This window comes from Mesorhizobium sp. LMG17149, assembly GCF_024518695.1.
Taxonomy (GTDB): domain Bacteria; phylum Pseudomonadota; class Alphaproteobacteria; order Rhizobiales; family Rhizobiaceae; genus Mesorhizobium.
Genome location: NZ_JANIFL010000006.1, coordinates 226,796 through 241,772 on the forward strand (window position 1 = coordinate 226,796; position 14,977 = coordinate 241,772).

The 14,977-nt window shown below is 62.5% G+C and carries 17 protein-coding genes and 1 riboswitch; of the genes, 15 read left to right on the plus strand and 2 right to left on the minus strand.

Going from position 1 to position 14,977, the window contains the following annotated elements:
• Positions 1–60: 60 nt before the first annotated feature.
• The 3 genes from NP945_RS15965 (at position 61) to NP945_RS15975 (ending at position 3,690) form a co-directional block, all read left to right on the plus strand.
• Positions 61–1,626: a glycosyltransferase family 39 protein gene (locus tag NP945_RS15965; RefSeq protein ID WP_256746892.1), complete on the plus strand. Its 1,566-nt coding sequence runs from the start codon at positions 61–63 to the stop codon at positions 1,624–1,626.
• A 132-nt stretch (positions 1,627–1,758) separates the two neighbouring features.
• A complete protein-coding gene (msrA, locus tag NP945_RS15970; protein ID WP_127272383.1) occupies positions 1,759–2,277 on the plus strand; it encodes a peptide-methionine (S)-S-oxide reductase MsrA in 519 nt (172 codons plus the stop codon).
• A gap of 381 nt (positions 2,278–2,658) precedes the next feature.
• Complete coding sequence (locus NP945_RS15975) at positions 2,659–3,690, plus strand: formyltransferase family protein (RefSeq protein ID WP_256746893.1); 1,032 nt, start codon at positions 2,659–2,661, stop codon at positions 3,688–3,690.
• Between the two features lie 39 nt (positions 3,691–3,729).
• Here the strand turns inward: NP945_RS15975 and NP945_RS15980 are convergent, their stop codons facing one another.
• Positions 3,730–4,050, minus strand: coding sequence for a hypothetical protein (locus NP945_RS15980; protein WP_127272385.1), 321 nt, complete (start codon positions 4,048–4,050; stop codon positions 3,730–3,732).
• A 195-nt stretch (positions 4,051–4,245) separates the two neighbouring features.
• Positions 4,246–4,359, plus strand: a riboswitch (TPP riboswitch).
• On the opposite strand from NP945_RS15980, the gene NP945_RS15985 reads away from it, so the two are divergent.
• The 7 genes from NP945_RS15985 (at position 4,350) to NP945_RS16015 (ending at position 9,901) form a co-directional block, all read left to right on the plus strand.
• Complete coding sequence (locus NP945_RS15985; protein WP_127271736.1) at positions 4,350–4,958, plus strand: YkoF family thiamine/hydroxymethylpyrimidine-binding protein; 609 nt, start codon at positions 4,350–4,352, stop codon at positions 4,956–4,958. It overlaps the preceding riboswitch by 10 nt.
• Before the next feature lie 103 nt (positions 4,959–5,061).
• Complete coding sequence (locus NP945_RS15990; RefSeq protein WP_256747047.1) at positions 5,062–5,814, plus strand: ABC transporter permease; 753 nt, start codon at positions 5,062–5,064, stop codon at positions 5,812–5,814.
• Complete coding sequence (locus tag NP945_RS15995) at positions 5,811–6,578, plus strand: ABC transporter ATP-binding protein (protein WP_127398783.1); 768 nt, start codon at positions 5,811–5,813, stop codon at positions 6,576–6,578. Before NP945_RS15990 ends, NP945_RS15995 begins: the two co-directional genes overlap by 4 nt.
• Positions 6,571–7,590, plus strand: a complete 1,020-nt coding sequence (locus tag NP945_RS16000; protein ID WP_256746894.1) for an ABC transporter substrate-binding protein — start codon at positions 6,571–6,573, stop codon at positions 7,588–7,590. The genes NP945_RS15995 and NP945_RS16000 overlap by 8 nt, the downstream gene beginning before the upstream one ends.
• A gap of 172 nt (positions 7,591–7,762) precedes the next feature.
• On the plus strand, positions 7,763–8,458 hold the full coding sequence (locus NP945_RS16005; protein ID WP_127331094.1) for an isoprenylcysteine carboxylmethyltransferase family protein: 696 nt from the start codon (positions 7,763–7,765) through the stop codon (positions 8,456–8,458).
• Between the two features lie 379 nt (positions 8,459–8,837).
• A complete protein-coding gene (locus NP945_RS16010; RefSeq protein WP_256746895.1) occupies positions 8,838–9,464 on the plus strand; it encodes a hypothetical protein in 627 nt (208 codons plus the stop codon).
• A gap of 272 nt (positions 9,465–9,736) precedes the next feature.
• Positions 9,737–9,901 (plus strand): DUF3309 family protein, encoded by a 165-nt coding sequence (locus NP945_RS16015; RefSeq protein WP_127268780.1) that lies wholly within the window; start codon positions 9,737–9,739, stop codon positions 9,899–9,901.
• A gap of 334 nt (positions 9,902–10,235) precedes the next feature.
• Here the strand turns inward: NP945_RS16015 and NP945_RS16020 are convergent, their stop codons facing one another.
• Positions 10,236–10,493, minus strand: coding sequence for a hypothetical protein (locus NP945_RS16020; RefSeq protein ID WP_127268781.1), 258 nt, complete (start codon positions 10,491–10,493; stop codon positions 10,236–10,238).
• 84 nt (positions 10,494–10,577) lie between these two features.
• Here NP945_RS16020 and NP945_RS16025 point away from each other — a divergent pair, with 84 nt between their 5' ends.
• From NP945_RS16025 to NP945_RS16045, 5 genes are all read left to right on the plus strand, one after another.
• The gene (locus NP945_RS16025) at positions 10,578–10,847 is read left to right on the plus strand and encodes a DUF982 domain-containing protein (protein ID WP_027035091.1); all 270 of its coding nucleotides are present in this window, start codon (positions 10,578–10,580) and stop codon (positions 10,845–10,847) included.
• A gap of 229 nt (positions 10,848–11,076) precedes the next feature.
• Entirely contained in the window at positions 11,077–11,802 is a 726-nt protein-coding gene (locus NP945_RS16030) for a GntR family transcriptional regulator (protein WP_127268782.1), read from the plus strand.
• A gap of 3 nt (positions 11,803–11,805) precedes the next feature.
• Positions 11,806–12,846: an ADP-ribosylglycohydrolase family protein gene (locus NP945_RS16035; RefSeq protein ID WP_256746896.1), complete on the plus strand. Its 1,041-nt coding sequence runs from the start codon at positions 11,806–11,808 to the stop codon at positions 12,844–12,846.
• Positions 12,843–13,814: a PfkB family carbohydrate kinase gene (locus NP945_RS16040; RefSeq protein WP_256746897.1), complete on the plus strand. Its 972-nt coding sequence runs from the start codon at positions 12,843–12,845 to the stop codon at positions 13,812–13,814. Before NP945_RS16035 ends, NP945_RS16040 begins: the two co-directional genes overlap by 4 nt.
• A 58-nt stretch (positions 13,815–13,872) precedes the next feature.
• Positions 13,873–14,934, plus strand: coding sequence for an ABC transporter substrate-binding protein (locus NP945_RS16045; RefSeq protein ID WP_127273265.1), 1,062 nt, complete (start codon positions 13,873–13,875; stop codon positions 14,932–14,934).
• Positions 14,935–14,977: the final 43 nt, after the last annotated feature.

Genomic DNA, 14,977 nt, shown 5'->3' on the forward strand with positions numbered 1-14,977 from the left:
TTTCGTAAGCTTCAAGTTCTGGGCTGTTCGTAAAACCGTCCGGTGTGATTTATCCACCGCATGACGCGAATCGACGAAACCATGAACGGTTGGCTGCCGGTCGGCAGTTCTGTTCCAGGCGACTGGTGGCAGTCGTCGATCTGGCCGGGGCTGACGCGCTATCCAGAAGCCGGCCTAGCGCTTTTATGCCTGACGCAGATCCTGTGCTGGACCGTGATGCCGGCGCTTGTCGATGCCGCCCCGCCCGGCGATGTCGTCGAGAGCTTCATGTGGGGCCGCGAATGGGTGCTTTTGACCTACAAGCATCCGCAGCTCCCCGGCTGGCTGCTCGAGATCAGCCATCTTCTGACCGGATCGTTCCGCTGGCCGCAATATCTGCTCGCCCAGCTTGTCGTCTCGGCGACCTTCGTCTTCGTCTACCTGCTGGCCCGCGACATGCTCGGGAGAACCCGCGCGCTGGCCGCCGTGCTTTTGATGCCGTCATTGTATTTCTTCGGCTGGCCGACACCGCAGTTCAATCATGATTACGCGCAGATGCCCTTCTGGGCCGCAATCTGCTGGCTGCTGTGGCGTGCGGGCCGTGGCGGTGGGCCGGGCTGGTGGCTGGCGCTCGGACTGGTGTCGGGCGTCGGGCTCTATGCCAAGTTTTCCACCGGGCTGCTGTTGCTCTTCGGGGCGATCTGGCTGTTGTCGGACACGCGGGCACGCAATCGGCTCGCCACGCCCTGGCCCTGGCTTGGGCTCGCGGTTTTCCTCGCCGTCGCCGCGCCACTGGCCATCCAGCTCTACCGCATCGATTTCCTGCCGCTGACCTATGTCGCCGGCCGCGATGAATGGGTGTTGGTCCACCGCGCCCGCCTTTACTATATCGGTGTCCAAATGGCGGGGCTCTGCGGCTTATTGCTGGTGCTGTCGATATCGGGGCTGTTGCGGCGTTCGCCCGCGCCGGAACAGCCCATTGAGCGCGGCGCGCTGGCCTATCTCGTGTGGATGGGGCTTGGTCCGGCGGTGCTTGTCATGGTGGCCTCGCTGTTTACCGGCGCCGGCGAGGCGTGGGGCGCGCCGATGTACAATCTGATCGGCGTTGTGGCGATCGCCTTGCTGGGTCATCGGCTTGGCGCCGTCGAACTGCGACGGCTGGCGATCTGCGCGTTCGCCTGCATCCTCGGCATGTCCGGTGCCTATGCGGGCATCCGCTGGACGAGTTGCAATTTGCGCGGGCGCATGGATGCCGTCTGCTGGCCAGCGCGGCAGATTTCGGACGAAGCCGAGGCGGTCTGGCACGCGGCGGTGCCCGGTCGGCTCGACATCGTCGGCGGCGATACCCGCATCGCGTTGCTGGCGGGCCTCAACGCCTATGACAAGCCGTCGATCTTCACAGACCTCGACATGCGGCTCGCCCCCTGGATCACCAGCCAGCGGCTGCGCGATCACGGCATGCTCCTGGTCTGGCCCGGGAGCGGCGTGCCACCTCGGCTGCTGGCGTGGCTGGGAAACATCCCGGTCAAGACCGTTCTTTTCGACTGGTCGCTCAGGGCACCACCGGTGGCGATCAGCTTTGCCGCCATTCCGCCTGGCATGAAGCTACCGGGTTTGATCGACAGCCTCACCCAACCGAGCAATTGAGGTAGATCCACCGCGTCCGCTGGACGAAGCAGGTGACAATGCCCATTTATGGCGAGACCACTTGCTTTCACGCAATTCCAGACGGAAAACCGCTACACACTTTTCCTGGAATTGCTTTTGAGGAGACGTGACATGGCGACTTCGACCGAACGTGCAGTCCTTGCCGGCGGCTGTTTCTGGGGCATGCAGGATTTGATACGGCGCTATCCCGGCGTCATCTCCACCCGTGTCGGCTACAGCGGCGGCGACGTGCCCAACGCCACCTACCGCAACCACGGCACCCACGCCGAAGCCATCGAGATCAATTTCGATCCGGCCATCATAAGCTATCGCACGCTGCTGGAACGCTTTTTCCAGATCCACGATCCGACGACCCGCAACCGCCAGGGCAACGATGTCGGGACGAGTTATCGCTCGGCGATCTATTACACCAGCGACGAACAGAAGCGCGTCGCCGAGGACACCATCGCCGATGTCGATGCCTCGGGCCTGTGGCCGGGCAAGGTCATCACCGAAGTCGCACCCGTTGGTCCGTTCTGGGAAGCCGAGCCCGAGCATCAGGACTATCTGGAGAAATATCCCAACGGATACACCTGCCACTTCGTCAGGCCAGGCTGGAAGCTGCCGGTTCGCGAGACGGCGGTTTCGTAGATTCGCAACTGCGATTTGCCCTGCATTGCTGCTCGACGGTGTCGTCGAGCAGGTCATCGCATCCAAACCCCTTTCAGTCAGCGCACCGTGTCGCGTCGGCCATTGAGCTTTCACAATATCCGAGCGCTCTTCGAACGCCTTCGTCAACGACGAATGCGGATGCGGTAGGCAAACACGGTCAGGTGGTTGACAGCCTGCCGTATCGCAGTCCAATTGCGCAGGAAGAGCTGATTTCGGGAGACGGGCCGTGAAGAAAATCTGCGAAAAGCCAGTGTTTGTAAAACGCGAGCGTCTTTCGGTTGTCACTGCCTTGGCATCGCCTTCCACTCAGCCGACCTGACAAGCTCGCCCTGATCTGTCGGCCCGTTTGAGCCGCCGAAGATGAGGCCGATCGCATCGACCGATCACTCGGAGCCGATCACAGCCGTTTTTGTCCTCGATATCTCTAACCATACGGGGCCTCTGCTCGCCGGCTGGCTAGAGGCTGGAAATGCAATTGGCGCGATCATCGTGCCCGGGTTCCGGCGTCGTCCCACCGGTTTCAGCATCGGCAATTTCCGACGAAGGCTTCAACGCAAGCTACTGCTCAGGCGGTTTGTCGGTAACACGCCTGTCAAGTTGATCGAATTTGGCCGCCCTTACGATTGGAATGCGCTTGGTCGCCAATTGTCTGACCTCCGCGCCGATGTGCTGGTCTGCTACACTTTGCCTGTCTTGATCCCTCAAGAGGTTCTTGGCCATTTTTCCAAAGGCGGGGTCAACCTCCACCCGGCGCTGCTCCCCGACTATCGAGGGCCACATCCGACCCAGCGCTTGGCCGTGGACGGCCGGTGTGCGGCTCATGGCGGCGTCACGCTCCACAAGATGTCCGCCGGTTTTGACGAGGGTGACATTCTCGGGCAGGTGCCGTTTTCCGAAGCTGACTGGACCTCGAGAGAAGCCTTGGCCGACAGCACGGCAACCGCTATGCGGATCCTGGTGAGCGAGGCGGTGCCGGCCTACTGCCGGGGGCTGTTGTCAGGAATGCCGCAGCCGAAAGGCGACTTCGTCTGGGCACGGCTTCAGCCCAGCCACCTGATAATCTCGCCGGCCATGGCGGTCGAGCATGTTGTACGGCTATGGCATGTGCTCGGCCTTCTGCCAGGCATCTATCTTGAAATCGGAACGCGCAAAGTCAGACTGGGATTCCAGATCAGAAGGCTGGGGCCTTGCACAGGAAAGGCTCCGGTCAGGCGGTGGGGAACAGTGGAATTCGATCTCGCCAACGGTCGGGTCCTGTATTTTACCTACGGTAGAGTGCTCAAACGGCTGCTCAATTCAAAACACCTGTTTTTGCGCCCGCCCGCCGGAAAACCCGCTCCACAAATCCGGCTGTTCGGTAAAACGAGTGCTGCGGACCAGAGAAACGGATGAAGCCGCTGGGCGATGCCCAGCGGCTTCATCCGTGTGCGGTTACTTGCCACAATTATTATCGTTTACCGTTGGCGCCGTCGCGTTACCATCGGCGTCCGTCTGCGCGCCTTGCGGGTTGGTCGGGCAATTCTGATCCGCGTTCGAATTCATGTCCCCTACCGTGCCAGTCGTGCTGTTGGTCGTGCCCGGGTCGACAGTGTCCGGCTCGACCGTATTCGGTGAAGCCGGCGTGTTCGGCTCAACCGTCACCGATTTGCCGCTGCCGCTTCCATTTGCGTTGTTGCTGCCGGCGCTTTGCGCCATGGCTGACGTGGCCAGACCAATGGTGAGAACCGAAGCTGCGAGGATTTTCATGAACATGGTTTGTCTCCATTTCTGTGAAGTCGTCGCTTGTTTTCTACGAAAGTGATCGCGTTGCGACTGTGGGGACAACCGGTCGCGGCGGCGAAGGTTCCCGACAAAATTCCGCTCAGGCGCACCGTGACTGGCGCAATGCTTTTGGCGCAGTGCTCTGAAAAAACGGCTTTCCCTTGAACTCGAATGATGCTTTAAGGCGCACATCCACAGGGGTGCTCCGTACGGTCGGGGCTGAGACGGGGGCGGCAAGCCCACAGACCCTAGAAGCTGATCTGGGTAATACCAGCGGAGCGAGGCGGGCGATGTTTTCAGGCGCACAGATTTCCCTATACCCCATGACCGACGAATTCGTCGGTGTCATTCTTGGCGCGCTCGGTGCGCTCGATCCCTGGCGCGACAAGCTCAGGATCGAGACCGACGACATCTCGACCTTGCTGGTCGGGCCGCCCGAAGTGCTGTTTCCCGCCATGCGCGACCTCTTCGTGGCGGCGGCACGCAGCGGCAAACATTGCGTGTTGTCGGCCGCCATCTCGCGCGGGTGCCCTGGCGAGCCGGATGACCCGATCTGCCGCTCCGATGCACTTGGCGGGCCTGTCGGGCCACTCGGCCCGCGCAAGGATGCGGCCATTGCGGCGGTGCGCAATGCTGCTGCCACCGGCCAGCCGGCGGCGGCGCAGTTCTCGCTCTATGTGATGGGCACCGACGACCACATGGACGAGATCTACGGCTGCATCGATTTTCTCAAGCAGTCCGGCGTCTATGAGCGTTCCAAGCATTTCTGCACGAAACTGCGCGGTGATGCCGGTGCGATCTTTTCGGCGCTGGACGAGGCCTTCTGCCGCTTCGGACCAGGCGCCGGCCACGTAACCCTCGACGTCACGGTCTCGGCCAACAGCCCGTCGGCTGTCTGAACCAGCCGCGCTTTCGCGCTGCCGTCAAAGGTTGTCTCCCGTGGCCACATCATCAGTCGCTTCGCGCCCGATCGCGAGCCTTCTTGTCAAGGCAATGCCGGCCATGATCTCGGTCGGTTTGCTCCTGCTGGCGTGGGAGCTTTATGCCACCTATGCCGGCATCAGGCCGACGACACTGCCGGCGCCGTCGCGCGTTTTCGAACAAGCGCTGCTCAATCGCCAGGCGCTGGCCGACAACGCCATTCCGACCATCGGCGCCACGCTGCTCGGCTTTGCCTGTTCGCTCAGCGCTGCCTTCGTGCTGTCGATGCTGGTCGACTTCTTCCAGCCGCTGCGGCGTGCGCTGTTTCCTGTCTTAATCGTCAGCCAGACCTTGCCGCTGGTGGCGATCGCGCCGCTGGTGGTGCTCTGGTTCGGCTTCGGGCTGGCGCCCAAGATCATGCTGGTGGCGCTGGTTACCTTCTTTCCGATGCTGGTTGCATTGGTCGAGGGTTATGAGTCGACCGAGGCCGAGATCGGGCAAATGCTGCGCGCCATGGGGGCAGGGCGCTGGCGCATCTTCGTGCTGGCACGGCTGCCTTCGGCGCTGCCCTATTTCTTCGCTGGCTTGAGGATCTCCATCACCTACGCCGTGGTCGGCGCGATCTTCGCCGAATATGCGGGGGCCGCGAAGGGGCTGGGCATCTACATGCTCAACGCCAAGAACAATTTCCGCCCCGATCTGGTGCTGGCCGCCGTCGGTGTCAGCGCTGCCCTGACCCTTGTCCTGTTCGGGTTGACTGTACTGCTGCAGCGCCTTGCGATGCCCTGGGAGCGGGCCGGACAGGAGACCGCAGGGAAGAGGCCGCGGCGATGAACCGGCTCGAGCTGCGGCATGTGCGCAAGGCGTTCGGTGGGCTCGACGTGCTGGCCGATATTTCGCTTAGCGTCGGCGCTGGTGAATTCGTCTCGATCCTTGGACCCTCGGGCGCCGGCAAATCGACACTCTTCCAGCTCCTGACCGGCGCCGAGCATGGCGAGGGCGAGATGTTGTTCGACGGCGCGCCGCTCGACGACCACGGCAGGCATTTCGCCTTCATGCCGCAGCGTGACGCGCTGATGCCGTGGCGGCGCATCCTCGAAAACGCGACGCTCGGGCTCGAAGTGCAAGGCATGAGGAGACAGGCGGCGCGGGCGCGCGTTGCGCCGTTGTTTGCCGAATTCGGGCTTGCCGGCTTCGAGCGGCATTTTCCAGCGCAACTGTCCGGTGGTATGCGCCAGCGCGCGGCCTTGCTGCGCACGGTGGTGCAGCAACGCGACATGCTTTTGCTCGACGAGCCGTTCGGCGCGCTCGACGCGCTGACCCGCACGGCCATGCAGCGCTGGCTGGAACAGATGTGGCGGCATCATCGCTGGACGGCGCTCCTGATCACCCATGACGTGCGCGAAGCCGTGTTCCTGTCCGACCGCATCTATGTGCTGTCGGCGCGCCCGGCCCGCATCGTGCGTGAAATCAAGGTGCCGCTGCCGCGCCCGCGCAGCCTTGGCGGCGATGCCGCGCGCCAGGCAAGTACGCTCGAGGCCGAGATTCTCGACATCATCCTCAACGCCACCCCATCCAAAGGACACGATCATGACTGACTTGACGCGCCGGCAGGCCTTGTTGCTGACCCTTGCCACGGGCTTTCCGCTCGTTGCCGGATCGGGGCGAGCCCAAGCACAATCGGCACAAAAGGTCACCGTTGCCCTCGACTGGACTGTCAACACCAACCACATCGGACTGTTCGTCGCCCGCGACAAGGGCTTCTATCGCGAGGCCGGGCTCGAGGTCGACATCCTGCCTTACAGCGATACCGGTGCGGGCACGCTGGTTGCAAATCGCGTCGCCGATTTCGGCATCAACGGCACCATCAGCCTGTTCACCCAGAGAACCGCCGGAGCGGACCTGAAGGGCGTCTATGCGGTGGTGCAATCGGAAACCGGCCGCGTGGTCTTCAATGCGGCCCGCAGCGAGATCGTAAGCCCGAGAAACCTCGACGGCCTGACCTATGGCGGCTTCGGCAGCGCCTGGGAAAACGCCCTGATATCGACCATCATCCGCCATGATGGCGGCAAGGGCAATTTCGAGACGGTGACGCTCGGCACCTCAGCCTATGAGGCGCTGGCCAATGGTTCGGTCGATTTCACGCTCGAAGTCTCGACCTGGGAGGGTGTCGACGCCGAGCTCAAGGGCGTCAAACAACGCAGCTTCGTCTATGCCGATTACGGCGTGCCTGACGAGCACACGACACTGATCTCTTCGAGCGAAGCCTATCTCCAGGCAAACCCCAAGCCTGCGGCCGCCTTTGTCCAGGCGACGCGGCGCGGCTACCAGTTCGCGGTCGATCACCCCGAAGATGCGGCAGCCCTGCTGATCGCGGCCAACAAGGATGCGTTGACCAATCCGGCGCTGATCCACGCCTCACTGAAGGCGCTGATCGACGGCCATTATCTGCGCAGCCAAAGCGGCGCCATCGGGACGATGGATCCGGCCAAGATGGGAGCGATCGGCGGCTATCTCTTCGCGTCCGGCATTTTGCGTGATGCCGACGGCAAGCTGGTTGCTCAACGCCCGGATTTCGGGAGCTATTTCCGCAACGACTATCTGAGCTAGTCTGGCAAAACCAAATGAGATGGGTCGCCAGTCTTTCTGGGCGACCGCGTGGAGCAGGTCGTCTGGGAGTGGCGCCCTGGCTCCCCGATAGCCAGTTTAATGCCGATCTGATCTTGTTGATTAACTGCCCGGCAATGGTTGCGTGCAAAGGTCGCCCTGAGGGATCATTGGGGTGTTTGCATTGCTCATATCAAAAAGCGAGGCGCTTTCGCACATCAGTGACGGCAGGATTTTGTCCGCAGCCCGAACGCGCGAAATCCTGGTGGATTTGCGCGAAGGTTTCTTTCGGATCTGCGCGTTGGCCTTCGCGGGCATGTTCGTCTACCGCGGCGTATCTCACCTGATGCTCGACCCGACCCGCATCAATGTGGCGCTGGTGGCAATTTCCGAGATCCTGACCTTTACCTGGCTGCTTCTGTCGCGGCGACCACAGGTACGCGACTGGAACCCGCTGACGGTGGTTGTTTCGGTGGTCGCCAGCTTCGGTGTCGGCTTCATCGACCTGGAACCGGGCGTGGCCATCATCCCGATCTATGCCGCCGCGCCGCTGCAAGTCCTGGCGTTGGGGTTCGTGATCTGGGGGAAGATATCGCTAGGGCGTTCTTTCGCCATTCTGCCGGGCAATCGCGGCGTGATGACCGACGGTGCCTACCGCCTGGTGCGGCACCCGATCTATGCCGGATACCTTGCCGGTCATGTCCTGTTCCTGCTGTCGGCCTTTTCCTTCTACAATCTTGCTGTCTACGCCGCGATCACCTTCTTCCAGGTTCATCGCATCCTGCGCGAAGAGGCGCTGTTAGCCGCGACGCCGGAATACCGGGACTATATGAAGCGCGTCCACTACAGGCTGTTCTACGGGATCGTCTGACAAGCGGGCCAGCGCAGAATCGTTCGGCCTGCACTCACGCTTGCACTCTCTCGCTCCCGCATCCGCCGACAGACTCTGGCCACTTGCAATCATCGTGGCGGTCTTGCTGATCTTGCGAGAGGCTCATGCGCTGTCCGGTGTACGGCCTCGCAGTAAGACGAGCAGAGTAACGTCCGATTATCAATGGTCTTACGCACTGTTAGTGTAAAGAGAAATTATTCCAACTTTATTACAATTTTATTTCAGAAATTTTGTTGATGTATACCACGCTTCAGATCGAGTATTCTCTCTCTGAAACTGAAATTCATCACCTCGCGTAGTTGATCTTGCAATCGGCCTCTCGCCAATTGCTTTAGCGCAACGACAACAGGAGAGTGTTATGGCTCACACCATCAAGACAGTCGCCAACATGTTGGCGGGTAGTGCGGTAATCTTAGCCCTTTCCCTGCCCGCCAATGCTGCGGGAATCGGCCTTGGCGTTGGTGCCTCGGTGGGTGGTAGCGGCGGCGTCAATGCCGGCGTCGGGGCTTCCGTTGGCGGCAGTGGCGGCATCAGCGCCGGCGTGGGCGCCTCGGTGGGCGGCAGCGGTGGTGTAAAGGCCGGGGCCGGTGCCAATGTCGGCGGCTCGAGCGGTGTCAATGCTGGTCTCGGCGCTTCGGTCGGCGGCAGCAATGGCATCAATGCCGGCGCGGGCGCCAATGTTGGAGGATCTGGCGGCATTGCTGCCGGCCTCGGCGCCAATGTGGGCGGGACGAGCGGCGTCGGCGTCGGTCTCGGCGTGGGTATTGGGGGCGGCATCAATCCGTCCAATCCGTCGAACCCGAGCAATCCGTCCAATCCGTCCAATCCGTCAAACCCCAGCAGGCCGAGCCTGCCGGGTGTCGTGGCCCAGATGTCGGATAGCAACGTGGCGCGAATGAAGAAGCGCTGCGTCGACGTGCTCGGCAGCGAAGGCGCTTACGACCGCGACCTCCGGCAACTCTGCCTCCTGATCGCGCGCCGCTGATGCTGGAGGTGCCGGGACTGGAGGTGCCGAACCGGCCCTGAGGCCCGGCCGCATGTTCCTGGCCTCCGGCCGGTCGGAAGGCCCGCCACACTGGTGGGCTTTCCGCGTTCATTGGCGTGCCGGTATCAAAGTTCTGGCTTCCATCACGTTGGATGGCCGTTTCCGTTGCCACGATCGCACGGAACGGTAGAGCCTTGGGAACGTTCTCGTCCTCGAACATCGCGGCCGCGATGTTCGACCCAATGCGTCAGCGCTAACGGGAGCTGAAAGCCATGAGCCTTGGAACCATACTGATCATCATTCTTATCCTTGCCCTGCTTGGCGGCTTCAGCGGCCTCGGCGGAGGTCCTTTTTATGGCGCCGGCTACTATGGCGGCGGCGGCCTCGGGCTCGTGCTGCTCATCGTCATCGTGCTTGTCGTGCTCGGGCGCATCTAGCCAGGCCCGCCCGGTTGTCGTCGACAGATCGCAATCTCGTGAGCGCCCCCAATGTCGGCGCGCACCGGATTGTGATGCAGGCAAGCCGGCTTGTGATCCTGCACTCTGCAAAACTTTCGTATGGTCATTGCGGTCCACACCCCCCCCGTGGAAACAAGAGGAGAGGGTCCCACCCCTTATCCTCCTCCAAGGCCCGCTCCGGTTCACCGTGGCGGGCTTTTGCTTGATGGGCGAGGGAACCGGCTTGCATCAAGCTTCAAGGAAAGGCGGGTGTTTTCTGAGAAGTCTCCGTTCTGGCTGCGGCGTTGAGCGCAGGCCAGATCCTGACGCCAGATTACTCCATGTCAGGTACGTCGCCGCTGACGAAGAGCGTGTTCGGCGGGCCGTATTCGCCTAGCGTCGGATCGGCCTCACGGCTCCAGGCGATGACGCCGGCATGCTTTGCCGCCAGAGCCTTGGCGGTGCGTATAGCGCGGTCTTCGCTTTGCTGGTCGGCGGGTCCAAAGGCTGGGAACAGCTCGCCATCCTCACCGCGATCGAAGGCGACCACGACGATCAGCCTGGGATTTTTCTGGCCACTGGAATCGGACATCTTGCACCTTTGGCGCGGAACCTATCACATTGCTCGGGGTTGAAGGCCGCGAATCGATGAATGCCGACTTTGGGGAGTGGCATCGTGCAAGATCAGCGTTTCGATGAGCCGGTCAGGATTGCGCTCGGCCGATCGCGAAACTCGATCTTCAACGTGGAGCGGGTCGCTCAGGCTGCAGACATCCTGCTGAACCGCTGGCCGGTTGCGACCGGGCAAAAGCATATGGTTGCCCGCAAGGTCTGTCTGGCCGTGCTCGAGGGAAAGAAAGAAGTCTCGGCGGCAAGGGCGGCGTTCATCAACGCGGCGATCGAGGCGGACATCCTCGTCGAACCGCGTGAGGTGTCGATCCCGTAGCCTGCTCCGGTGAAATTGAATCAGGGTCTGGCTCCATCCCCTTGATGTATGCCTCTTTTTTGGCGATCGCCGACCGGCTTTTCGGGGGCCATATTGACCTGCCTCTCGGCGCGCCTTGCACGGTATTCCGCATATTCGCTGCCTTTTGGGCAGTCTTCAGTACCCGTTGACATAGCATCCCGGTCTCTATATTGAACAGGATTATACAGGTTCACTGAACAGGTACTATATGAAGCGGCGCGCGGTTCAGCTGTCTCCCGGCACGGGCAAACCCGAGCAGATCGCCACCGTTCTCGAACATGAAATCCGCTCCGGTGTTCTCGGCTTCGGCGACCGCCTGCAAAGCGAGAATGAACTTGTCCAGCGCTTCTCCGTCAGTCGCAATACGGTCCGCAAGGGCCTCGAGGAATTGTCCAGCCGGGGGCTGATCACGACCAGGGTTGGTATCGGCTCGTTCGTCACCTTCGACGGCAAGCCGGTCGATGACTCCATCGGCTGGTCGCGCGCGCTGGCCGATGCCGGCGCCAATGCCGAGACGCGGACGCTGCGGCTGGAGGTCATCGAAGACCCCGATCTGGCTGCGCTGCTTGCTATCGAAAGCCCGTTCTTCATTGCCGTTGACCGGGTGCGCACCAACGCCAGCGACGGCCATGCGATCTCCATCGAGCGCAGCCGGCTGCCATTGTCCTCCGAGCTTGAGGACGTACCGTTGCGCGGACTGCGCGAGGGCTCGCTGCACCAGACGCTGCGCGCCGCCGGCCTCATTCCCGACCATGGCGAGGAATGGGTCGAGATCGAGATGCTCAATGCCGAGGATGCGGCCATCCTCGGTTGCCCACAAGGCACGCCCTTCCTGCGCGGGCGCCGGCTGACGCGTGCGGCTGACGATCGGCCGATCGAGTATGTCACCAGCCTGCTCAATCCGGCACATTTTGCGCTGCATATGAGGTTCTGAGCGATGTCGGATGCAACCAGCAAGACCATCGATCGCGCCATGGGCGCGCTTGTCGGCGGAGCGCTGGGAGACGCGCTCGGCATGCCGACGCAGCTTTTGTCGCCGGCTCGCATTGCCGAACTCTACGGCCATGTAAAGGATTTCATCGAGCCTTTCGCCGATCATCCGGTGTCGAAGGGCCTGGCCGCTGGAACCATCACCGACGATACCGAACAGGCGCTGCTGCTCGGCCGCATCCTGGTCGAATCCGGCGACCGTTTCGACCACGCGCGCTGGGTCAATGCGCTGCTCGACTGGGAGCGCGAGGTCAAGGCGCGCGGCAGCTATGATCTTTTGGGGCCGTCGACCAAGCGTGCCATCAATGCCATCAACAATGGCGTACCGGCCGAGGAAGCGGGACGCAGCGGCGACACCAATGGCGCGGCCATGCGTATCGCGCCTGTCGGCATCATGATGCCGCTTGAACCGTTGGAGACGTTCGTCGGCAAGGTGGCGGAGACTTGCCGGGCGACGCACAACACCTCGATCGCCATAGCCTCGGCCGCAGCCGTCGCAGCCGCCGTCAGCCGCGGCGTCGCCGGCGGCGGTTGGCGCGATGCTTCGGCCAGCGCGGTCGCGGCGGCGAGGCGAGGGGCGACGCTCGGACATTGGGTCACCGGCGGCGACATCGCCGCGCGTATCGTCTGGGCGCAGGACATCGTGCGTGGCAAGGCGATGCGGGATGCGCTCCGGCTGATCACCGATCTGGTCGGCACCGGCGTCGCCAGCCAGGAATCCGTTCCGGCGGCTTTCGCCGTGCTGGAAGTCGCCCGTGGCGACCCCTGGCAAGCAGCCATCATCAGCGCCAATCTCGGCGGCGACACCGATACGATCGGCGCCATCGCTGCCGGCATGGCCGGCGCCTGCACCGGCTTTTCCCGATTGCCGCAAGAGCACATCCTCCGGCTTGTCGGCATCGACTTGTCAGAGGTTGGCGCGCTCGCCGCCGACCTTGTCGCGGCAAGGGCGGCGAAAGCCGGTTCCAGCAAGGACGCGGCGGCGTGAGCGGCCGTCTCGTCCATATCGGCAGTGCCGTGGTCGATTATGTCTACCGCATCGACGCTTTGCCGGCGCCCGGCATGGAAAAGACGGCGTCGAGCTTTGCCCAGGTCGCCGGCGGTGGCTTCAACATGATGGTGGCGGCCAGCCGCACCGGCATGCAGGTGGTGTTCGGCGGCCAGCTCGGCAGTGGGCCGAATGGCGACTTCCTGCGCACCGCCTTCATGGCCGAGAACATCGCGACACTGACGCCGCCATCGCCCTTGATGGACAGCGGCAATTGCGTCGCCATGATCTCCAGCGACGCCGAACGCACCTTCGTGTCATGGCCAGGTGCGGAGAGCATACTCAGCCTCGAAATGATGGCGCCCGTCGCGGTGGCACCGGGCGATTGGGTGTTCACCTCCGGCTATACGCTGAGCTACCCCAAGAGCCGCGATGCGCTCACCGACTGGATCGAGGCGCTGCCGGCGAATATTCCCTTCGTGTTCGATCCGACGCCGGTCATCTCGGACATTCCACGCTCCTTCCTGTCGCGGGTGCTTGCCCGCACCACATGGCTGAGCTGCAACACGAGGGAGGCGGCTGAGATCGCCGGTTCGGACAATGTCGAGGCTGTCGCTGCACGACTTCTGGGCGACCATTGCCCGCAGGCTGCTGGCGTGATCATCCGCTCCGGAGCAAAGGGTTGCCACGTACGGTTGGCCGATGGCTCAGCGCAGACCATTGCCGGCTTCAAGGTCAACGCCGTCGACACCAATGGCGCCGGCGACACCCATATCGGCGCTTTCGTCAGCGCGCTGGCGCACGGAATCTCGCCCTTCGAGGCAGCGCGCTATGCCAATGCTGCTGCTGCTGTTTCGGTCACCCGCCATGGCGGCTCGTCGGCGCCGACGAATCGCGAAATCCAGACATTCCTGAGCCATGCCGCCGACCCATCGGGAGCAGGCGGGACACAGAAGGCCAATGCATAACAGCTGGAAAAGCCTGACAAGCCCGGGAACCGGGCAAACCCACAGAGAGGAACCAACCATGCGCATGCCTGATTTGACTGCTCTGCTGACGGCGACCGCCGTCTTTACCTCCGCACTCGCGTTCGCCGCCAAGGCCGACGAAGTGCATGTACTCAACTGGAAGGGTTACGGCGCCGACGAACCGTGGGCCGTCGAGGCTTTCGAAAAAGCGACCGGCAACAAGGTCGTCAACGATTTCTTCAATTCCGAACAGGAAATGCTGACCAAGATCCGGACCAATCCCGGCCTCTATGACGTGGTCATGATCAACGCCGCCTTCAACGACCAGGCGATGGCCGGGAAACTGATCCAGCCGATCGACGTTTCCAAGCTGCCGAACTACGCCGACATCAGCAAGGACAAGGCGGGATCGCCAATGCTCGTCCACGACGGCAAGGTCTATGGCGTGCCGTGGGTATGGGGTCTAACCGCACTCGCCATCAACGAAAAGTCCTTCGACAAGCCACCGACGAGCATCGCCGAAATGTGGGATGCCGCCCACAAGGGCCGCGTCGTCATTCGCGACGATGCCGTCGAAGCGGTGCAGTTCGGCGCCATCGCCACTGGCCAGAACATCAACGACATCAAGGATATGGATGCGGTCAAGACGAAGCTGACCTCGCTGATGCCGCAGATCAAGACCTTCTGGAGCTCGGAAAACGACTGGAACCAGATGGTCGCCTCCAACCAGATCGACATCGGCACCTATTGGAGCGGCTCGGCCGATCGCGCCAAGACGCATTTCAAGCTGCCGGTCTCGCTGGTGGTGCCGCAGGAAGGCGCCGTCGCCTGGCTCGACGCGTTTTCCATTCCGGTCGGCGCCAAGAACGTCGCCGGCGCCGAGGCCTTCATCAACTACATGATCGACCCGAAATTCTACGTCGAATGGGTCACCAAGGTCGGTGCTCCCGTCTCCGCCAACACCAAGGCGGTGGAAGCGCTGCCCGAGGATGCCTTCAACCGCAAGGTCATGGGTGATCCCGAAGTGGCCAAGCGCATCCAGTTCCAGGCGCCGATCACCGATGCCCAGCGCGAAGCCTATCTGGCGCTCTGGCAGCAGCTTAAGGTCGACGTGAAGTAAGATCACAGCCAGGCCAGCCGGCGGTTCGCGTCGGCTGGTTCTT